We start from the raw sequence: 21,718 nt of genomic DNA, 5'->3' as shown, positions 1-21,718 counted from the left end.
GAACATAATATTGAGGACGATTATAACATACATAAAAATAGACTACAATACAGAATGAAGTATAGAATAAATACTGTACGAATATTAATGAAATGTGACAAAAACCCAGTGTTTATATAGAAAAAATAACTGTACGATTATAATAAATAAAACATATACAAAAAATAAGAATTAAAATAATATCCACAGCAGGTTGTACATTTTTAAGGAAGAAAGCTGCTTAAAAAACCCGGAAGGACCTTTGCGCTGTATTCCGTCAGGGCATATTCGCCTGCACAAAGACACCAGTCATAAAGAAGGGCCCGTTCGCAGAGAGCATACAGCTTTACCATTTCATTTACATTGGAACGGCTGCTTAACTGGCCTTCAGCCTGACCTTTGGCGATGATCTTTCGCAGCAGTTTATAGTAAATCCGGTTGTGGTCTAACAGATGTTTTTCCCCATTGGTAGTCAGCTGGGTAGAATAAAGCCTTGCTAACAGGTCCAGGGAAATGCTGTCCTCGATCATATGAAAAAGTTCCCTGTTTAAAAACAGCAGCTGTTCCATAGCAGTCATTTCTGGTGTCAGAAGTCCGGTAAGTTCCTCATATTTCTCATCAAAAAGAGAGCTTAAAGTAGAAAGAAGGGCATCTTTGCCGTCAAAATAGTGGTAAAAAGAGCCTTTGGAAGTGCCGGAAAGCTCGATGATCTCTTCTACTGTCGTATCTTCATAGCCCTGCTCATAAAATAGCTTCCAGGCTGCGCTTACAATGCGGCCTCTGGTGTTGCGGGTGGATTTTTTTGCCATGGGAGGTTCCTCCGTTTTTGTTTATGTACTCTGTATCCATTATACATAAAAACGGGTCTTCTGCAAAGAAAGACAGAAAACCCGTTTGAATGAAACACGATTATATTTACAGAACCATAGCAATCACAAAGTTATAAATAGTGCAGGTGATCACGCTGATGGGAACAGCTACCATGAGAAGACGGTTAAACAGCTCATTGCGTTCTTCCTCTTTCGGGGTGGAACCAAGGATCAGGGAACCGCCGGAAGAAAATGGACTGATAGCGCTGGACTGGGCACCAAGGATCGTGCAGGCAAATAATACCGGCGCGCTTAAACCTACAGAAGCAGCCAGATTCGGGATCAGCGGGAACAATGCCGGAGCAACCACTCCTGTAGTGGAACTGAAGAAACTCATGATGGCACCTACCAGGCAGAAAGCAATAGGAACCAGAGGCTTTGGTACATTGGAACCGATCCAGGTAGAAAGTGCTTCAATGGTTCCGGCTTCTACTGCAACAGCGATCAGCATACCGGCACCTGCGATCATGATAATGGTATTCCACGGAACTTTTGCAATGGCTTCTTTCTGTGGAGCCAGTTTTAATAAAAGGGCGATCACAGTAAAGATAATGGCAACCAGACCTACATCTACTTTTCCGCTGATATATTTAACAGCAGCATTTCCCGGCATCAGGATGTTTAACAGAGGGAAGATCAGGACAACAGCCATCATAGCCATCATTAAGGTAAGGGTAGTCTTCTGGTCTTTTGTAAAGCTTTCTGGTTTCTTAAAAGTAACACCTTTACCAATATTTCTGTTTTCTTTAAAGCCAAAACGGAAGATAGTGATCAGGATCAGGGAGAAGAAGATGGCAAATGCAAAAATCTTCATTTCCATATTAAAGGAGTCTACAGCTGCGATTTCAGGAGAAGCTTCATAGGCAGTGTCAGACAGTCCGCGGAAAACAACGCCAAGATTGGAGGTTGGGAAATTACCACCGGCTAAAGCACCGCAGTTAATGGCAACAGCACCGGTCAGTTTGTCCATTCTGGACTCATCGCAGATCACCAGAGTGATCGGAGCTAAAAATGCAAGAACGGTGAAAAAAGTAGCTCCCATAACTGAAAGGATGACTGCTACTGCAAACAGCGCATAAGGCAGAAGTCCCGGAAAATTGCGACAGGCGTATAACAGGGCACCGGACATTTTCTCAAGGGTTCCGTTGATCGCTGCAAAATTATAAAATAATGAAACAGATAAGATAACAAACATGGTACTTGTAGGCCAGAAACCAATGATCTGCTTTGGCTTTAATCCCATAACGAAACATCCGATGATGTAAGCAAATACAATACAGAAAAGACCGGTATTGATCTTGGTCCTGTATCCAAGAAAAATTGCCAGTGCGATTGAAAGAATAATAATGATACTTAACATGTGTTCCCCTCCTGATAGGTGTTATATTTTCCTGAAGCTTTTATTCTGCAAGCTTCTTATTCAATTCCAAGAAGCTTGTAAGGAATGGTTCTTGTCATGTGGTAAATATGCTCCTCCGGGATGCCGTGATCTGCCAGATATTGCATATATTCCTCTAAAGCCAGCTCCCAGTGCGGATTTTCGGTCTGTCCGCCGTCTGTATCTACCATAACGTGTTCATAACCAACGGCCTTAATAAGCTCCAGATTGTCTGGGAGATTGCTCTTGTAAGCACCGCCGCCCATATTCTGTGCGTAACACCGTTCCAGGATCACGTCATAATCTTTTACCAGGCGGATCTGGTCATCTATGCTCATATCCACTACCCACCATTCCGGATGAGTGATAACGATCTTTTTAACGCCGGCATCTTTTGCAGCTTCTACCACTACAAATGCTTCTTCTGGGGAAACATGGGCTGTTCCAAGGACTACGTCATAGTCACGGATCAGTTTAAATACATCCACAAGTTCCGGAACTACCTTCCCATCCCGCACTAATTCGATGCCTTTAGCCGGATCCTGGCCCATTTTCTCTAAATGGCGTTTTGCAGATTGGGTAGGAAGCCAGATCTCTTTTGCACCCAGCTTTAAGCCTTTTTCTACGGCTTCCGGGTTGATACCGCCGATGACCTTGTTCATAACAACGCCGCCGTACATGGTGAAACCGGTATTTTCACCGTATACTTTTTTCACGTACTGATTGGTGAGATAAGCACGGTTTACTGTAAAGCCCAGATGAGTTTTGATGACAATGGCTCTGGCGCCGACTCTGACTGCTGCATCTGCCAGTTCAAAGTCATCATAAGCACGCAGCCTTAAGTCTGGATTTGTATGTACGTGCATATCGCACACACCTTTCATGGAAATCTTTCCCATAATAAACCTCCAATTTGAGAGAATATTTTATTGATCTGTTTTTATCGCTTATGTAATTATAATAATCTACTTTTGCCAACGAAAAAATACAAAATATGCTATAATATATATCGGAAAAACCGATAGCTATAAAGAAAACACAGATTGGTCAGCAGGGATCAGCGAAACAAAGGGGGAAATACAGATCATGGAAATGAAAGAACTGGATTATTTTATTGCCATAGCAGAAGAAAAGAGTATTTCAAAAGCGGCAGAGCGGCTGTTTATGGCCCAGTCCAGCCTCAGTCAGTTTTTAAGCATATTGGAAAATAATGTAGGGAGTAAGCTGTTTATCCGTACTTCCCGGGGAGTGCGTCTGACCCAGGAAGGGGAACTGATGCTCCAGTATGCATATAAGACACTGGCAGAATACCGGTCTGTACAAAACGAGATCAAAGATATGAAACAGTTAAAAAGCGGCCGTGTGATCATGGGGGTCAGCAGTTTCAGAGGTTCTTATCTTCTTCCACCAGTGTTAAATGCATTCCGCCTGGAGCATCCGGATGTGAAAGTGGAGATCGTGGAGCAAAATTCCATGGTATTAGAGCAGCAGCTGTTGTCCGGCGAGATCGATATTGCCCTTTTAGTTATGTCTGAGGCAGATCCCAGACTGAATATAGAGTGGGTCTTGAAAGATGAGATATGCCTTATTACCAGCCATACCTACCCGGTCATGGAGTTTGCAAGAAATAATGAGGATAATCCGGACTCCAGGATACCACAGTATGTGAATTTAAAAGATACACTTTCCTATGAATATCTTCTCAGCGATTATGATACGATCCTGGGCCGGGAAGCAAGGCAGATATTTAATAAGAATGGAATACAACCGATTGCCAGCAATCACAAGCTGTCAGCCCTTATGTCAGCAGCTATGGGAGCAGCAGGACTGGGACTTGCATTTACCTATTACAGTTCCAGACATTATTTCAGAAATGCAGAGTTTTTATCTCTGGGTGCAGAAAGTGCTTTTATTGATCTGGGAATAGCACTGCCGCCTGGCAGATACCATTCCAAAGCGGCTCTTGCATTTAAAGATACGCTGAAAGAGGTCCTGCAGGCGGCAGATGGCTGAACCCTATCTTATTACAAAAATAAACGTTACTTCTCTTCCCGACTGCAGATGGCAAGTCGATGCTGGTATTGATATTTCTCCTTTGTAGCCATCCCACCCCGGATATGACGCTCGGATTTGTTCAGATCCAGGACTACTCTTGTCTGGGCGGCGAGAGCCGGATTGATGGAGATCAGTCTCTCCGTGCAGTCCTTGTGTACTGTGCTCTTACTGATCCCAAAGCGTTTTGCTGTCTGCCGGACAGTAGCGTTGTGATCTATGATGTAATTGGCAATGGCGACAGCTCGTTCTTCAATATAATCTTTCATGGGTTATCCCCTTGAGAACGTTTTTTACATCATATTAGGACAATGGGAAATTTATGCAGGTTCGTGTACAATCATCTAAAAGTGTCCGCCAGAAAAAAACATTTGTATTTTATAGACATATTGTGTATAATGTTTTCCGTTGCGTATTTTTAACACTTTACCAAATAGAAGGGAATAGGAAAAGAGTATGAAGAAGATAGTTCAGGCCTGGACCGGCATCAGCCTGGTGCAGAGGATTGTGGCTGGTCTTGTGATCGGTGCTTTATTAGGAATGTTTGTTCCGTCCGAAGGAGGGATCGCCATTTTAGGTGATGTATTTGTTGGCGCGTTAAAAGCCATTGCGCCATTGTTAGTATTTTTCTTAGTTATCAGTTCTCTGTGCTACGCAGGAAAAAGCCACGGAGGCGTCATCCGTACAGTTATTATTATGTATATGTTCAGTACCTTCCTTGCAGCTATCGTAGCAGTTACTGCAAGCAGTGCATTTCCTGTAACACTGACACTGGTGGATGCGGCAACTGATATGGCAGCACCTCAGGGTGTAGCAGAAGTATTAAGAACACTTCTTATGAATGTGGTAACAAACCCGGTACAGTCTTTAGTATCTGCAAACTACATCGGCATCCTTGTATGGGCCGTTCTTATCGGTATCGCACTTCGTAAGGCATCTGATACCACCAAGCAGTCTTTAAATGATATTTCCGCAGCTCTTTCAAAGACCGTAACCTGGATCATCCAGTGTGCTCCATTTGGTATTATGGGTCTTGTATACAATACCGTTTCTGTAAATGGACTTTCAACTTTCACAGAATATGGTAAACTGTTAGCAGTGCTTTTAGGCTCTATGCTGTTTATCTACTTTGTCACCAACCCGATCCTGGTATTCTGGTGCATCCGTAAGAACCCATATCCGCTGATCTTCAAGTGCTTAAAAAAGAGTGCCATTACTGCATTCTTTACCCGCAGTTCTGCTGCAAACATTCCTATTAATATGGAAGCCTGCGCAGAAATGGGACTGGATAAGGATACATATTCTGTTACCATTCCACTGGGAGCAACCATCAACATGGACGGTGCAGCGATCACTATCACAGTCATGACACTGGCTGCAGCCCACACCTTAGGTATCGCAGTTGATATCCCAAGTGCCATTATCTTAAGTATCCTGGCAACTTTATCTGCCTGCGGCGCATCTGGTGTAGCAGGAGGTTCCCTGCTTCTGATCCCTATGGCATGCTCACTTTTCGGTATTTCCAATGACATTGCCATGCAGATCGTAGGTATCGGCTTTATCATCGGCGTGATCCAGGACTCTGTAGAAACAGCATTAAACTCTTCTTCCGACCTGCTTCTTTCTGCATCTGCAGAATTCAGACAGTGGCGTCTGGAAGGAAAAGAAATCAAGTTTTAATTTTTGATCAGTTTTGATTTAGAAAGATGAGGATTTATCCATGCTCAGCACCATTGAAACGATTAACCAGGTTGTGAATGATTTTATCTGGGGTGTTCCTGCAATGGTCTGCATCATCGGCGTTGGCTTTTATTTAAGCTGCCGTACCGGTTTTTTGCAGATCCGCAAGTTCTCCTATGCCATCCAGACTACCATCGGAAGGATGTTCCGCAAGAGAAATGCTTCTGACGGAGCGCTGACACCATTTCAGGCGGTGTGTACGGCTCTGGCGGCCACAGTTGGAACAGGAAATATTGCCGGTGTAGCAGGAGCCATTGCCATTGGAGGACCAGGCGCTGTGTTCTGGATGTGGGTTTCTGCCGTTCTTGGTATGTGCACCAAATTTGCAGAGGTAACTCTGGCTGTCTACTACCGTGAGACAAACAAAGAAGGGGATCTGGTAGGCGGTCCTATGTACTATATTAAAAATGGACTTGGAAAGAACTGGCAGTTTTTAGCTGTCCTGTTTTCCGCTTTCGGTGTGCTTACTGTATTTGGTACAGGAAATGCAACCCAGGTCAATACGATCACAACGGCTGTGAACTCTGCTCTCTTAAGCTGTGGACTGATCTCAGAAGGGGCAGTAAAGACTTCCAACCTGATCCAGGGTATCATCATTGCCGCTTTGGTAGCTCTGATCCTGTTAGGCGGTGTAAAGCGTATTGGTCAGGTAACAGAGAAGCTGGTTCCTTTTATGGCGCTCCTTTATATTGTGTTATCTGTAGGTATCATCCTCTTTAGGATCCAGGCACTTCCATCTGTGATCCAGGCCATTTTTGAAGGTGCTTTTAAACCTGCAGCTGTAACAGGCGGAGCAGTGGGAAGCCTGTTTATGAGTATGAAAAAAGGCGTTTCCAGAGGTATCTTCTCCAATGAGGCAGGTCTTGGTACCGGCTCTATCGCCCATGCATGTGCAGATACCAGAAAACCGGTAAAGCAGGGAATGTTCGGTATTTTTGAAGTATTTACCGATACCATTGTGATCTGTACATTAACAGCTCTTGTTATCCTTTGCAGTCAGGTACCGGTAGGTTACGGACAGGCAGCAGGCGCAGAGCTGACTATTCAGGGATTTATTTCTGTTTATGGAAACTGGGTATCTGTCTTTACTGCAGTTGCCATGTGCTGTTTCGCATTCTCTACCATTCTGGGCTGGGGACTTTACGGCGCAAGATGTATTGAATTTTTATTCTCAGAAAAAGTCATTAAGCCGTTTATGGTAGCATATTCACTGGTGGCTATTTTAGGGGCTACTGCAGATCTGGGTCTGATGTGGAATATTGCAGAGACATTTAACGGTCTTATGGCGATCCCCAACCTGATCGCCCTGTTCCTTCTTTCCGGAACAGTGGTGAAACTGACAAAAGAATATTTTGCAGGAGAAGGCGCTGGAAAATAACCAGAGTATATAGCCGGGGCAGCTGTTAAAGCCCGCGGTTATACCAGATATGCATGAATTGCATAGCAGATGAAACAAATTTTCATTGATTTTCAGAAATAATGAGACTATAATGAGCAACAAGGTAAGTACATATTTAAAATGATGAAAATCAGTAAGAAGAATTAAGAAACGGAGGATACAAGATCGTGGAAAAGAAAAATCTTGACTGGGCAAATATCGGTTTCAGCTACATGCCAACTGATATGCGTTATGTATCAAACTATAAAGACGGAGCATGGGATGAGGGAACTCTGACCGCTGACTCCAATGTTACTATTAACGAGTGCGCAGGTATCTTACAGTACTGCCAGGAATGTTTCGAGGGCTTAAAGGCTTACACAACAGAAGACGGCAGCATCGTTACTTTCCGTCCTGACATGAACGCAGAGCGTATGATGGACTCCGCATCCAGACTGGAAATGCCAGTATTCCCTAAGGAGAAATTCTTAGACGCATTGGATCAGGTTGTTAAGGCAAACGCAGCATGGGTTCCACCTTACGGAAGCGGCGCAACCTTATACATCCGTCCATATATGTTTGCTTCAGGTCCTGTAATCGGTGTTAAGCCATCCCACGAATATCAGTTCAGAATGTTCGTTACACCAGTTGGACCATACTTCAAGGGCGGCGCTAAGCCGATCACCATCTGTGTCAGTGACTTCGACCGTGCAGCACCTCACGGAACAGGCCATGTAAAGGCTGGTCTGAACTATGCAATGAGCCTTCATGCACATGAAGTAGCACATGCAAATGGATTTGATGAGAACATGTTCCTGGATCCGGCAACCAGAACTTATGTAGAAGAGACCGGTGGTGCAAACTTCCTGTTCGTAACCAAGGACGGCGAAGTTGTTACTCCAAAGTCTGACTCTATCCTTCCTTCTATCACAAGACGTTCTCTGGTATACGTTGCAGAGCACTACCTTGGATTAAAGGTTACCCAGAGACCTGTTAAGCTGTCTGAGTTAGGTGACTTCGCTGAGTGCGGACTTTGCGGTACTGCAGCAGTTATCTCCCCAGTAGGCAAGGTTGTAGACCACGGCAAAGAGATCTGCTTCCCAAGCGGTATGGACGAGATGGGACCAGTGATCAAGAAGCTGTATGATACTTTAACCGGTATCCAGATGGGCCGTATCGAAGCTCCAGAAGGCTGGATCAGAAAGATCTGCTAATAAATATCAAACAGACAAACATAGAAATGAAATCTCCTGGATATATTGTTGTAACAGTATATCCGGGAGATTTTTTTGATGAAAAACGGAAAGCGTTTATTATGTACAGTCTGCGTCGGGATCGTGGCACTTTGCCTGCTTTTATCCGGCTGCAGCATTCTGGGTAAAAAAGAGGAAAAAGTGCGGGATCTCACGATCACACCTGTTTCCGACAGCGAACTTCCTCAGGAGCTGCAGACGCTGATCAAACAGAAAACATCAGCACCCTTTAAAATGACCTATACAACAGATGAAAATCTGTACATAGCTGTTGGATATGGGCCCCAGGAAGGCGGCGGATACAGCATCTGTGTGAATGAGCTATATCTGACGGGAAATTCTGTTGTAATAGCAACGGAATTAAAAGGACCTGAAAATGGAGAGGATAAAGGCGTTGAGAGCTCCAGTCCATATATTGTGGTGAAAACGGAATTACTGGATCTGCCGGTTGTGTTTCAATAAAAATGCATGAAAAATAAAAATGCGCTCTTTTTTTGAAAAATAACATATGATATAATGAGCCCTAAAGCAAAACAAGCGGCTGCGCAGCAGACATTTGTTTTGTTTGGGCCATTAACGAATGGACCGTCTGCGTAAGCAGACAGTAGAGCACGTCAGTGCGTGTCCATGAGTGACGCATTGCGAATACACCATGAGGGAGCCGTATTATGATATTTAAAGACATTTGGTTAGACATCAAAGCAGTACAGGAACGTGACCCGGCAGCAAGAAGTGCTTTGGAAGTTTTACTTTTGTATCAGGGGATACATGCTCTGATCTGGCATCGTTTTGCCCACTGGTTTTATAAGCATAAAATGTTCTTTATTGCCAGACTGATCTCACAGATCGCCAGGTTTTTCACTCTGATCGAGATCCATCCGGGAGCGCAGTTAGGACATGGGATCCTGATTGACCATGGTTCCGGCGTGGTCATCGGTGAAACCGCTGTTGTAGGTGATAACTGTACGATTTATCAGGGCGTTACATTAGGCGGTGTTGGTACCCAGAAAGGCAAACGTCATCCTACTCTTGGAAATAATGTAATGGTAGGTGCCGGAGCCAAGATATTAGGAGCCTTTGAAGTAGGCGACAACTGCTCCATTGCTGCCAATGCAGTTCTTTTAAAACCACTGGAAGATAATGTAACAGCAGTGGGAATTCCTGCAAGACCTGTAAAAAAAGATGGTGTTACACTTCCAAAGCGGAAAGAGACCATGACACTGGAAGAATATGAAATAATGAAAGAGCGTATGCTCCAGATGGAAGAGGAGATACGCCAGTTAAAAGAAAAGTTAAATAAGCAGTAAAGTTATAAAACACCTGTTGTCCGCATAGACTTTCGTAAAAGACTATGAGAACGGCAGGTGTTTTTTATGGAATTAATAAAGAAGCAGATACATATGAACCGGTGGAAAGGAAATGCAGTGACCCAGATCACTCTGGACGAAGATTTTATTGTTCCTGATACACTGGAAGATATGGAACAGGTCATACTGGAGCAGGCTCATATCCAGGGGGAAAATGTAAAGACCCAGGAGGAGAAGATCACAGTAAAAGGAAAACTGGAATTTCAGGTTCTTTACAGAAAAGAAAATGGGGGACTGGAAACATTAGGAGGAAACATTCCTTTTGAAGAGACTGTAAATGTTCCGGGACTGGCAGAAGGAGATCATACAGGTTTAAACTGGATCCTGGAAGACATGAAAACGGATATGATCAATTCCAGGAAGCTGGGGGTAAAAGCTGTGATCACGGTGGAGATCCATACAGAGGGAGAAACATCCCAGATGGCAGCTTCGGACCTGAAGGAGACGGGAACAGCCGGAAGTTTTTCAAGTCAGACAGAAGAAATGCCCCCGGAAGTGAAAATGGGAAGTATTTCTCCTGTTATACTGGCTCTTCACCGTAAAGATACTTACCGTATACGGGAAAATACGGTCCTTACAGGGGGAAGACCGGATATAGAAAATCTATTGTGGAAGGATATTTCCATAAGCAGCCAGTCTGTAAAGCCGTTAGATGGCCGCCTGCACCTGGAAGGACAGCTTACATTATTTGTGATCTATGAAACAGAAGAAGAAAATATGCCGGTGCAGTGGATGGAAGAGGTGATCCCGTTTTCAGGTGATATAGAGATAGCCCAGGCACATGAAGGACAGATCCCCATGGTATCTTTGCGCCTGGCTCATGGAGAAGTGGAGGCGAAACCGGATCCGGACGGGCAGATGCGGGAACTGGATCTGGATGTAGTCTTAGATCTGGATATCCGGCTGTATGAAGAAAAAGAAGAAATGCTGTTAAAAGATATTTATTCTAACAGCTGTCAGATCACGCCGGAGAAAAATGAGATGGGATATGACCGGCTGATCGCAAGAAATGTATGCAGACCGAGGATTGGGGAGAAAATACATCTGGGGCAGCAGGAGCGGATCCTTCAGATCTGCCATACCCAGGGAATGGTACAGTTAGATGAGATCGAACCGGAAGAAAACAGTCTGGATATAGAAGGGATCCTGGATGTGACTATTCTCTATCTCACCAGTGATGACAGCGCCCCGATCCAGTCTGTTTCCAGGCAGATCCCTTTTAAATGCAGCGCCCAGGCAGCAGGTATTACCAAAAAGAGTATTTATCAGCTGGATGCAGGAGTAGATCAGCTGACAGCTGTAATGACGGGAGCAGATACGGTGGAAGTAAAAGGTGTGGCAGCCCTGGACTTTATGATCCTGGAACCGGTACAGGAAACGGTGATAACCGGAATAAAGGAAGAACCCCTGGATCTGAAACAGTTACAGGAACTTCCCGGGATCGTCGGATATATTGTCCAGGAGGAAGACTCTCTTTGGGATATTGCAAAAAAATTTCATACTACAGTGGAAAATATCGTTACCACCAATGAACTTCCAGGTGAACAGGTAAAAACGGGGCAGAGGCTGCTTCTGGTGAAAGAGGTGGGAGTGTAGGTGGACCGCCTGTGATATGGAGAAAAAAGTAATGTATGATAGATAGGAAATATGGTATAATCTGATGTGCGCAAACGAAAAAAGAAATGAGGTACGAAATGGATTTGAATTTTAGGCCTGTAGAGGCTGAAGATATGTCCAGGCTGCGCCCTTTTTATGGTCTCAGGCCCAACAGGACCTGTGACAGCGTATTCCTGGACTCTTTTTTATGGAAAGATTACTACAAGGTAGAATGTGCAGTCAGCGAAGACAAGGCAGTTTTATGGCTTATGGAAAAAGATGGCATACTTTCAAGCGCCATGCCTCTTTGCAAGGAAGAAGATCTTCCATATTTCTTCTATCAGATGGTAGATTATTTTGACAATGTACTCCATAAACCTTTCTATATTTCTCTGGCTGATGCAGAAGCTGTAGAATATCTGAACCTGGATCCGGAAAAGTTTGAAGTAACAGAATTAGATGATCTGAAAGATTATCTTTATGATGGAAATGCCATGCGTACACTGGCTGGAAAGAAGCTTCATAAGAAGAAAAACCGCTTAAACGGCTTTTTAAAGACCTATGAAGGCAGATATGAATACCGCAGGATCTGCTGCTCCGACCGTCAGGAAGTATGGCAGTTTATGGAAAAATGGAGACAGCAGAAAGTAGAGTCTTATGAAAATGAGATCTCCCTGGATTACGAGGTAGCCGGTATCCATGATATTTTAAAGAACTGCTCTGCTTTCAATGTGCCGATGGCAGGCGTTTACATTGACGGGGAATTGAAGGCATTTACAGTAGGAAGCTTAAATGAGCGGGAAAATATGGCAGTGATCCATATTGAAAAGGCTGATCCGGAGATCAACGGTCTGTATCAGTTTATCAATCAGCAGTTTTTAGTTCATGAATTCCCGGATGTAGCCCTGGTAAACAGAGAAGATGATGTAGGTATGCCGGGACTGCGCAAGGCGAAGATGAGCTATTATCCGATGGATTTTGCAAGAAAATATTCGGTTAAGAAGAAATACTAAGATCATGAAAATGAGGATGAAATATTCCATTAAATGAGGCTGTGATACTGGGCAGAAAGAGGCGGATATGGTACGATATTTAGAGAAAAGTGAATATGGAAAATGCAGGCCCTTATGGGAAGAGGCATTTCCGGAAGACTCAAAAAGCTTTGCAGATTACTATTTTTCCGAAAAACTTCCCGGCAGTAAAGTGCTTGCCATAGAAGGAGGAAAACTTCTGACCATGGCTCACTTAAATCCCTATACCATTTCTGTAAATGGAAAAAAATGGGAACTGCCTTATATCGTTGGTGTAGCCACAGCTGCCCACCAGCGCCATAAAGGCTATATGCGCCAGGTCCTTAATCAAATGCTCCGGGACTTAAATCAGGAGAAAAAGCCGTTCTGCTTCCTGATGCCTGCTGCAGAGGCTATCTACCGGCCATTTCAGTTTGCTTTTATCTATGACCAGCCGGTATGGAAGCCTGAGGATGAACCGGAAAAAGATCTGGAAAAGGTTCCTGTAGATCTGGCGGAAAAGTCAGAAGAGCTGGCTCACTGGCTGAATAACTGGCTTGAGAAACGTTATGAAGTCTATGCAGTGAGAGACAGGGCTTATATGGAACTTCTTAAAAAAGAGCTGGAAAGTGAAGCAGGAGAAGTGACGGGGCTGTATGAAAAAGACGGAAAACTTCATGCTTTGGAAGCCTGGTGGGGACTTGGAAAAAGAGAAGAGCGGTTTTATTACAGCATATCGGAAATAAAGCCTTCAGATATGCACCCGGCGATCATGGTCCGGATCACAGATGTAAGATCATTGTTAGAAGTCATTGGATTAAATGAAAACGCGCCAGGAGATAAATTTCAGGCAGTTCTTTCCATAAAAGATCCGATTATTTCGGAAAATGAAGGATGCTGGTTGTGGAAACTGGGAAAAAATGGAAGTACTCTGGAACGGATGAAGGGACTGGGGCTGCAGACAGAGGCAGATGAGGCAGAACAGATCCCATCTTCCAGCGAAGTGTTGGAGATCAACATTGACGAGTTGGCACAGTGGATCTTTGGGTACAAGACGCTGGAAGAGACATTAGGTGTGATGCCACCGTTCTGGACAGAATATGTGAGGACGCTGCAAGGGGTATTTTTGGACGAGGTTGTGTAGGAGGAAACGCATATGGATGAAAAATGGCAGCAGTTAAAAGACTGGATCAATGAAAGCGACAACATCGTATTCTTTGGCGGAGCCGGTGTTTCTACGGAAAGCGGCATACCGGATTTCCGCAGTGTGGACGGACTGTATAATCAGAAATATAAGTACCCGCCGGAGCGGATCATCAGTCACAGCTTTTACATACAAAATCCGGAAGAGTTCTACCGCTTCTATAAAGACCGTATGCTGTTTCCAGATGCAAAACCTAATGCAGCCCATAAAGCCCTTGCAAAACTGGAACAGGAAGGAAAATTAAAGGCTGTGATCACCCAGAACATTGACGGCCTTCATCAGATGGCAGGAAGCAAAGAAGTGCTGGAGCTTCACGGTTCTGTACACAGAAATTATTGCACCCGCTGCGGCCAGTTTTATGATCTGGACTATGTGAGAAACAGCGAAGGCGTTCCTACCTGCACCTGCGGCGGCCGTATCAAGCCGGATGTAGTCCTTTATGAGGAAGGACTGGATGACCGGACTATCCAGAAGTCCATTGATTATATCCGCAACGCGGACATGCTTATTATCGGAGGTACGTCCCTTGTGGTCTATCCGGCAGCCGGTCTTATTGACTATTACAGAGGCAACAAGCTGGTTCTGATCAATAAAAGCGTAACATCCAGGGACTCCCAGGCAGATCTGGTGATTTCTGACAGCATCGGAAAGGTTTTGGGAACAGTTGTTGGAAATGACAATGGATCAGGAAGATCCAAGGAGAAATAGAACTATGCCAGGAGAACGTTTAAACTACGAAGTAGGAGATATCGTAAAATTAAAAAAGCCCCATCCATGCGGAAGCAGTGAATGGGAGATCTTAAGAGTAGGAGCGGATTTCCGCTTAAAATGTACCGGCTGCGGGCACCAGATCATGGTAGCCCGCAGACTGGTGGAGAAGAATACAAAAGGGTTAAAGAAAAAAGACGAGATCACCGGTTGATATAGCGCCACAAAGTGGTCCGGCTGATTCCCAGCTTCTTTGCTGCAGCTGTCTGGTTTCCATTGCAGCTGTTTAAAACATGCTGGACAATGTCCTGGTTGATGCGGTCAAGAGGCTGTTCTAAGTTCAGGGAAAAGCCTTCTTTTTCGGTGGCTGCTTTGGAATGTGTTATCATATGCGCTTCATTGTCATCCGGGAAAAAGGCAGATTCTTCTTTTAATATTTTTTCAATGGTATCACGGGATATATAGGCAGTGCTGGTTTCCAGTACTGCTTTTTTTAATATACGTTTAAACTGGGTGCGGTTACATGGATAGTCATATTCCATAAGAAGCTTTGCGGCACCGTCTTCCAGTCCTACCACCTGGCGGCCCAGATTCTGGTTCAACGTATCAATATAAAGAGCGGCTGAAGGAACAATGTCATTTTTCTGTTCCCGTAAAGGCTTGATAGGAAGAGGCACACATCCAAGCATATTGGTATACTCCAATGCAGCATGGGGCATATGACCGTCCTTTGCCTGGGTGCAGGAAAAGATCAGACGGTTGCGGATATGCAGGTTGGTGTCCAGTATGATAGATAACAGCTGTTTCTGCCGCGGGTGGGACAAAACGCCCAGATTGGAGATGTAAATGGTATTTCCGTTGTCTGTAAAAGGAGAGTTGTAATGATTGATCAGGAAATTCCAGGTTTTATCATTTAACATGGAACAGTTTACAACGTAAAGCGGTTCATCATTAAACTGGCTCTTTGCATAGTGGAGATAAGCTACACGGTCTTTGCCTGTACCGATCTCTCCGGTGATCATAAGAGGGACTGAAGAAGAACCTGACTGATCCATGGCAGCGGCAGCGCTGCGGGATAGTTCTGTATTGCTGTAAAAGCTTTCAATAAAGCTTTGTAATGCCTGTTCTTTATCCATAATGGTGATGCCGTATTTAGAGTGGCTTAAAGGGATCTTGGATAACATGATGCGGAAGATGATATAAGGGAAATCCCCTTCCTCAGCCAGGCTGGAGCGGACGGAATACAGCTGGTTTCCCAGTGTGACAAAGAAAGAACACCTGGAGGAAGTGCGGCATTTTCCAAGCTCTTTTTGCAGGCTCTGGATAAATTCTTCCTCTTTTTCATCATTGATTGTGGAATAATGGCAGCGGCCTTCCAGATCCAGGATCAGATACTGGTTGGAGCTGCTGCGGATCAGGGACTGCATCATGGCATTGGAATTGCACAGCTTCTGGTACTGCTGCCAGGTGCCAATGGCATTTTCCATGGCCTGTTTTACGCTTTCTGCGCTGGAGGTAAGAAGGATAGGCGTAAGTCCGATCATTTTTGCATGGTCATAAGGGATCATATCGCAGACTACAGTTTTATAGCCCTGTTCCTTCATACGGTCCAGAAGATCGCCGGAGCCTTTCCAGTTATCTACGGAGAAGGAGAAAATATCTACATGGATCTGGAGAAGATCGCAGAGGTTTTTTGCGATGACAGTCAAAGACTGAAAGCCTAAAAGGGCAAATTTGGTCCCGGTATTCTGGGCCATTTTAATACAGCGCAGTACATCATAATAGCCAATACCAATATCGATGACCGGGATATGCACAGACTGGGAGATCATCTTGGCTGTGTTTGCGCGGGAGATGATAACGTCATAATGTTCGCTGTAGCGTTTTGCAAGGGCAAGTCCCTGTTCCATGCTTCCTGCATAGACGGTAAATTCGATCTCAGGGTATTGCAGGGCACATTGTTTCATAAGAGTGGCAAGTCCTTTATAGGGAGCAACTCCCAGTATACGGATTTTTTTTATCATTTAAGTCACCTCACATTTATAAATGTTACAAATTTAAACATATTATACAATAAATTCATTGAAATAGAAAGACAAAAGCGTGTAGAATATAAAACGAATGAGAAAAAAATCTAAAAAAAATATGAACTCTCACAAAAGTGTTTCAAAAATGAACAATTAGAAAGGCGGTGAAATGGTTGGAAGAAAGATACCTGATCATTGCAGATGATTTTACCGGAGCCAATGATACCGGAGTCCAGCTGCGCAGAAGAGGTTTTCCAACAGAAGTGCTGTTTTGCGGAAAGCCGATGGGTGCAGACAGATCCATTGTCATTGATACAGAGTCCAGAACAGTTCATCCTGATCATGCATATGAGATAGTGTCCCATGCGCTGGAAGATGTGGATTTTGACAGCTTCCGCTATGTGATCAAAAAAGTTGATTCCACCATGAGAGGAAATATTGCAGCAGAGATCAAGGCAGTAGATGAACATTTCAAACCGGAATTAATGATCTTTGCACCGGCTCTTCCGGATTTAAAGAGAACGACTGTAGATGGGGTGCAGTGTTTAAACGGCGTAGAGATCTGCCGCACGGAGCTTGCCAGCGACCCTAAGAACCCGGTAGTAGAAGATAATCTGGTACGGATGCTGGGAAGATATTATGAAGAAAAGGTCATTTTAAAGAGACTTCCGGATGTGAGAAGTGATGATCTTGACTTTACAGAAGGCCGCATTTATGTATGCGATGCAGACTGCAATGATGACTTAAAGAAAGTTTTAAAGGCAGTTGCAAAGACAGGAAAGAAGGTACTTTATATTGGTACCGCAGGTCTGGCAGATAACCTGATGGAACTGGAACGTCCGTCACTTCCGGCACTGGGAGTAGTTGCAAGCGTAAGCACCGTGACCAACCGGCAGATGAAATACTGTGAGGAAGCGGGTATCAAGATGGTAAAGCTTCCGATGCATGATATTCTGTCCGGAAAAGAGGATACAGAGTCTTATCTGAAAGAAGTGGTAGATTCTTTAAAGGCAGGTAAAGATACCATTCTTCTTACTAATACAGCCTATGACAGAAGCGAACTGGAGCTTTCCTTTGAAGCCGGTGAGGCGTTAGGACTTGGCCCTGTAGAGACTGGTGATAAGGTACGTTCCATAGTTGGCCGTCTGGCAATGGAAATCCTGGAACAGGTAAAGGTTTCCGGTGTATTTCTTACAGGTGGTGATACAGCCCTTGGAATGCTGATGAACATTGAAGCAGACGGTTCACAGATCCTTTCTGAGATCCGCGTAGGTATCCCGTTAGTCCGGGTAAAAGGCGGAAAGTACGAAGGAATGAAGCTGGTAACAAAGGCAGGTGCTTTTGGAGCTGATGATGCAGCTGCATTTGCATTGCGTAAGATCAAAGAAGCATAAAAACAACTTAAAACTTAACGATCCAATCATTCATTTAAAACAGGAGGAAGCAGAGATGAAAGAATTTTTATTACCTTATGGAAAAGAAAAATTAACAGCAAAGATCGAGGATGAGCATCTGGCAGGTGTGCTGTTATCTGAACTTCACAGCTACAAGGCGCCAAAGAGCGGGGCAGAGCTGGTTCAGGATGCTTTGGAGCATCCAATCGGAACTCCAAGACTGTGCGATATGGCAGTTGGAAAGAAAAAGGTAGTTGTTATTTCTTCTGACCATACAAGACCTGTTCCAAGCCACATCATGATGCCTCTGATCTTAGCTGAGATCCGTAAGGGCAATCCTGATGCTGATATTACCATTCTTATTTCAACCGGTCTTCACAGAACAACTACCAAAGAAGAGCTGGCAGCAAAATTTGGTCCTGAGATCATGGCAAATGAGAAGATCGTAGTTCATGATTGCGATGACAAGGACAACCTGGTATACCTTGGCAAGCTTCCATCCGGCGGCAATCTGATCATTAACCGTCTGGCAGCAGAAGCAGACCTGTTAGTAGCAGAAGGCTTTATTGAGCCACACTTCTTCGCAGGTTTCTCCGGCGGCAGAAAGAGTATTCTTCCTGGTGTTGCAAGCCGTGAGACTGTTATGTACAACCATAACTCCGGATTTATTAATGATCCTCATGCACGTACCGGTGTTGTTGAAGGAAACCCGATCCACAATGATATGCTGTATGCAGCAAGAGCAGCAAGACTGGATTTCATCGTAAATGTAGTTATTGATGCAGCACATGATCCTATTTTTGCAGTAGCTGGTGACTGTGATCTGGCTCACAGAGTTGGACGTGAGTTCTTAGCTTCCAAGTGCCAGGTAGATGCAATTCCGGCAGATATCGTTATCTCCACCAACGGCGGATATCCTCTGGACCAGAACATTTATCAGTCTGTAAAGGGTATGACCGCAGCTGAGGCAACTGTAAAGGAAGGCGGCGTTATCATCATGCTTTCCAAGGCAGCTGATGGACACGGCGGAAAATACTTCCATGAGACTTTCCGTGATGAGAAGGATCTGAACCGTATGATGAAGACCTTCCTTGACAGAAAACCGGAAGAGACCATTATCGACCAGTGGCAGTCCCAGATCTTTGCAAGACTGCTGTTAAAGGCAACCGTAGTATTTGTATCTTCCTGCGATGACCAGTTAGTAGAAGACCTGCATATGGTTCCTGCACACAGCATGGAAGAAGCTTTGGAGAAGGCAAAAGCCATCGTTAAGAAGGATGACTACAAGGTAACTGTTATCCCGGATGGTGTATCTGTTATCGTCAGAGAGTAATTGATCAACTTTGAACTCTGAATTGTCTGGAAGCAGGCTTTCTGGTGTGTTTCCAGACAGATGAAATAAATGTACTCCCGGAGTCTTTCTCGCAAGATCAGGTACAGAAAGATTCCGAGAGAACATATAAAGAAAAAGGAGAAAGACAGACATGAAATTTGTTCTCATTCCTGATTCATTTAAGGGAACCTTAAGTTCTGAGCAGATCTGCGAGATTGCAAAGGAAAAAGTAGAAAAACATTTTCCTGGAGCTGAAACAGCCTGCGTTCCTGTAGCAGACGGCGGCGAAGGCTCTGTAGATGCATTTATTACCGCTTTAGGCGGCAGCAAGGTAACTGTAAAGGTTAAAAACCCATATTTTGAAGATATGGACTCCTACTACGGTCTGATCAACGAAGGCAAGACAGCAGTCATTGAAATGGCTTCCTGCGCAGGACTTCCATTAGTAGAAGACCGCAAGGACCCAAGAAAGACCACTACATATGGCGTTGGACAGCTGATCTTAGCAGCAGCTGAAAGCGGCGTAGAAAAGATCATCGTAGGACTGGGCGGATCCAGTACTAATGACGGTGGTTGCGGTGCAGCAGCAGCAGTTGGCGTTAAATTCTATGACAAAGACGGAAAGGAATTCGTTCCAACCGGCGGAACCACCGCAGATATCTGTAAGATCGACTTAAGCGGCAAGGCAGAGATCTTAAATAAAGTTGAGATCGTTACCATGTGTGATATTGATAACCCAATGTACGGACCAACCGGCGCATCCCACATCTTCGGACCTCAGAAGGGTGCAGATGAGGCAATGGTACTGGAACTGGATGAAGGTATCAAGAACTTAAGCCGTGCTATTACAGAAGCCATCGGCAAGGATATCAGTGAAGTTCCTGGAACCGGTGCAGCAGGCGCTATGGGCGCAGGCATGATCGCCTTCTTTGGCTCCCGTCTGCAGATGGGTATCCAGACGGTTCTGGACACTGTAAAGTTTGACGAAATGATCAGCGATGCTGATTACATTATCACCGGTGAAGGAAAGCTGGATTCCCAGAGTCTTCGCGGCAAGGTTGTGATTGGTATTGCAGAGCGTGCAAAGAAACAGAATAAAAATGTGATCGCTGTTGTAGGCGGTGCAGATGATGCAGAGATCGATAAAGCATATGAAATGGGTGTAACTGCCGTATTCCCTATCAACCGTCTGCCTCAGGATTTCTCCATAAGCCGTCATCACAGCAAGGAGAACCTGGCTTATACAGTAGATAACGTTTTAAGACTGATCGCTGCAAAATAAAAAATATAATTTAACATAAGGGGGATACTAGAATGAACATTCTGAAAACCGTGAAAAAAATTCCTGGTGGTTTAATGGTAGTTCCGTTGCTGTTAGGTGCAATTATTAATACATTTTTTGGCGGTACGATCTGGACCATGTTTGATGGTACATTTACTACATACCTTTGGAAATCAGGTGCAATGCCGATCCTGGCAGTGTTCATTTTCTGTAATGCAACAACTATCAACTTCAAAAAAGCAGGCGTTACCGTTTATAAAGGCGTTGTAATTACCGCTGTCAAAGTTGGTGTTGGTATTATCATTGGTCTGATCTGTGGTAAGCTGTTTGGCGAAGCAGGTTTCCTGGGACTGTCCACACTGGCGATCGTAGGTGCCCTGGCAAACTCCAATGGTGGTCTGTACGCAGCATTAGCTGGTGAGTACGGTGATGCAACAGACGTAGGTGCTGTTTCTATCCTTTCTATCAACGATGGTCCTTTCTTCACCATGGTAGCTTTAGGCGCTGCTGGTGTTGCAAAGATCCCAATGTCCGTACTTGTAGGCTGTATCATTCCTGTAATCGTTGGTTGTATCATGGGTAACTTAGATGAAGACATCCGTAAGTTCTGCGAACCAGGTGCTTCTATGCTGATCCCGTTCTTCGCATTCCCTCTGGGCGCTGGCTTAAACATCATGAACCTGATCAAGGCAGGTGGCCCTGGAATCCTTTTAGGTGTTGGCTGTACTCTTATTACAGGTCTGGTTGGATACCTTGTATACAAGCTGTTAAGAATGGATCATCCGGAAGTTGGTGGTGCTATTGGTACAACAGCAGGAAACGCAGCAGCAACTCCTGCATCTGTAGCAGCTGTAGATGCAACTTTACTGGCAGTATCTGAAGCAGCAACTGCTCAGATCACAGCAGCTATCATCGTAACCGCTATCTGCTGCCCGATCCTTGTATCATGGCTCCATAAGCTTGAGGATAAGCGCAGAGCAGCAAAATAAGTAAATAGATAATAAAAGAATAAGTACAGCTGGTTTGGCTGTAAGATAAGTGGGACCGGGTGGAAGCATCCGGTCCTGTTTGTTACAGAAATGCCGACCGCCTGCGTCAGCGGGCGTGTCTGAGTAGGAAATCTAAGCATATGACATACTATTTTCAAT

Annotated in this window: 20 protein-coding genes; 15 read left to right on the top strand and 5 right to left on the bottom strand. The window is 44.5% G+C overall.

Annotated features, from left to right (window positions below; all coding sequences use genetic code 11):
* Positions 1–203 precede the first annotated feature (203 nt).
* From DW251_RS05525 to DW251_RS05515, 3 genes are all read right to left on the bottom strand, one after another.
* Positions 204–788 (bottom strand): TetR/AcrR family transcriptional regulator, encoded by a 585-nt coding sequence (locus tag DW251_RS05525; RefSeq protein ID WP_021868743.1) that lies wholly within the window; start codon positions 786–788, stop codon positions 204–206.
* A gap of 106 nt (positions 789–894) precedes the next feature.
* Positions 895–2,208: an SLC13 family permease gene (locus DW251_RS05520; RefSeq protein WP_021868742.1), complete on the bottom strand. Its 1,314-nt coding sequence runs from the start codon at positions 2,206–2,208 to the stop codon at positions 895–897.
* Positions 2,209–2,264: 56 nt separating this feature from the next.
* A complete protein-coding gene (locus DW251_RS05515; protein ID WP_118300448.1) occupies positions 2,265–3,125 on the bottom strand; it encodes a DUF6282 family protein in 861 nt (286 codons plus the stop codon).
* Positions 3,126–3,312: 187 nt separating this feature from the next.
* Here DW251_RS05515 and DW251_RS05510 point away from each other — a divergent pair, with 187 nt between their 5' ends.
* Positions 3,313–4,239 carry a LysR family transcriptional regulator gene (locus tag DW251_RS05510; RefSeq protein ID WP_021868740.1) on the top strand — a complete coding sequence of 309 codons (927 nt, stop codon included), beginning with the start codon at positions 3,313–3,315 and terminating at the stop codon, positions 4,237–4,239.
* Between the two features lie 26 nt (positions 4,240–4,265).
* Here the strand turns inward: DW251_RS05510 and spoIIID are convergent, their stop codons facing one another.
* Positions 4,266–4,547, bottom strand: a complete 282-nt coding sequence (spoIIID, locus tag DW251_RS05505; protein ID WP_021868739.1) for a sporulation transcriptional regulator SpoIIID — start codon at positions 4,545–4,547, stop codon at positions 4,266–4,268.
* A gap of 187 nt (positions 4,548–4,734) precedes the next feature.
* Here spoIIID and sstT point away from each other — a divergent pair, with 187 nt between their 5' ends.
* The 10 genes from sstT to DW251_RS05455 all read left to right on the top strand — a co-directional run bounded on the left by sstT (position 4,735) and on the right by DW251_RS05455 (position 14,748).
* Positions 4,735–5,958, top strand: a complete 1,224-nt coding sequence (sstT, locus tag DW251_RS05500) for a serine/threonine transporter SstT (protein WP_021868738.1) — start codon at positions 4,735–4,737, stop codon at positions 5,956–5,958.
* A gap of 40 nt (positions 5,959–5,998) precedes the next feature.
* Positions 5,999–7,396, top strand: a complete 1,398-nt coding sequence (locus DW251_RS05495; protein ID WP_021868737.1) for a sodium:alanine symporter family protein — start codon at positions 5,999–6,001, stop codon at positions 7,394–7,396.
* Between the two features lie 188 nt (positions 7,397–7,584).
* On the top strand, positions 7,585–8,610 hold the full coding sequence (locus DW251_RS05490) for a branched-chain amino acid aminotransferase (protein ID WP_021868736.1): 1,026 nt from the start codon (positions 7,585–7,587) through the stop codon (positions 8,608–8,610).
* A gap of 78 nt (positions 8,611–8,688) precedes the next feature.
* Complete coding sequence (locus DW251_RS05485) at positions 8,689–9,111, top strand: protease complex subunit PrcB family protein (protein ID WP_118300447.1); 423 nt, start codon at positions 8,689–8,691, stop codon at positions 9,109–9,111.
* A gap of 206 nt (positions 9,112–9,317) precedes the next feature.
* Entirely contained in the window at positions 9,318–9,956 is a 639-nt protein-coding gene (gene cysE / locus DW251_RS05480; protein ID WP_118300446.1) for a serine O-acetyltransferase, read from the top strand.
* 66 nt (positions 9,957–10,022) lie between these two features.
* Complete coding sequence (locus DW251_RS05475) at positions 10,023–11,612, top strand: SPOCS domain-containing protein (protein WP_021868733.1); 1,590 nt, start codon at positions 10,023–10,025, stop codon at positions 11,610–11,612.
* Between the two features lie 98 nt (positions 11,613–11,710).
* Positions 11,711–12,625 carry a phosphatidylglycerol lysyltransferase domain-containing protein gene (locus DW251_RS05470; protein ID WP_118300445.1) on the top strand — a complete coding sequence of 305 codons (915 nt, stop codon included), beginning with the start codon at positions 11,711–11,713 and terminating at the stop codon, positions 12,623–12,625.
* A 67-nt stretch (positions 12,626–12,692) separates the two neighbouring features.
* The gene (locus DW251_RS05465) at positions 12,693–13,766 is read left to right on the top strand and encodes a GNAT family N-acetyltransferase (RefSeq protein ID WP_118300444.1); all 1,074 of its coding nucleotides are present in this window, start codon (positions 12,693–12,695) and stop codon (positions 13,764–13,766) included.
* Positions 13,767–13,778: 12 nt separating this feature from the next.
* Entirely contained in the window at positions 13,779–14,534 is a 756-nt protein-coding gene (locus DW251_RS05460) for an NAD-dependent protein deacylase (protein ID WP_021868729.1), read from the top strand.
* Positions 14,535–14,538: 4 nt separating this feature from the next.
* A complete protein-coding gene (locus DW251_RS05455) occupies positions 14,539–14,748 on the top strand; it encodes a DUF951 domain-containing protein (protein WP_021868728.1) in 210 nt (69 codons plus the stop codon).
* On the opposite strand, the gene DW251_RS05450 is transcribed toward DW251_RS05455, so the two are convergent.
* Complete coding sequence (locus DW251_RS05450; RefSeq protein ID WP_118300443.1) at positions 14,738–16,558, bottom strand: sigma-54-dependent Fis family transcriptional regulator; 1,821 nt, start codon at positions 16,556–16,558, stop codon at positions 14,738–14,740. The two genes, DW251_RS05455 and DW251_RS05450, sit on opposite strands and share 11 nt — an antisense overlap.
* Positions 16,559–16,734: 176 nt before the next feature.
* Here DW251_RS05450 and DW251_RS05445 point away from each other — a divergent pair, with 176 nt between their 5' ends.
* From DW251_RS05445 to DW251_RS05430, 4 genes are all read left to right on the top strand, one after another.
* A complete protein-coding gene (locus DW251_RS05445) occupies positions 16,735–17,955 on the top strand; it encodes a four-carbon acid sugar kinase family protein (RefSeq protein ID WP_118300442.1) in 1,221 nt (406 codons plus the stop codon).
* A gap of 55 nt (positions 17,956–18,010) precedes the next feature.
* Positions 18,011–19,288 carry a nickel-dependent lactate racemase gene (gene larA, locus DW251_RS05440; protein ID WP_118300441.1) on the top strand — a complete coding sequence of 426 codons (1,278 nt, stop codon included), beginning with the start codon at positions 18,011–18,013 and terminating at the stop codon, positions 19,286–19,288.
* Between the two features lie 151 nt (positions 19,289–19,439).
* Positions 19,440–20,570, top strand: coding sequence for a glycerate kinase (locus tag DW251_RS05435; protein ID WP_021868724.1), 1,131 nt, complete (start codon positions 19,440–19,442; stop codon positions 20,568–20,570).
* Positions 20,571–20,602: 32 nt separating this feature from the next.
* Positions 20,603–21,559: a 2-keto-3-deoxygluconate permease gene (locus tag DW251_RS05430; RefSeq protein ID WP_021868723.1), complete on the top strand. Its 957-nt coding sequence runs from the start codon at positions 20,603–20,605 to the stop codon at positions 21,557–21,559.
* Positions 21,560–21,718: the final 159 nt, after the last annotated feature.

Origin of the sequence: Clostridium sp. AM22-11AC, assembly GCF_003473545.1 — a bacterium.
Lineage (GTDB): Bacteria > Bacillota > Clostridia > Lachnospirales > Lachnospiraceae > Enterocloster.
This window is presented reverse-complemented; position numbering and strand designations above follow the sequence as displayed.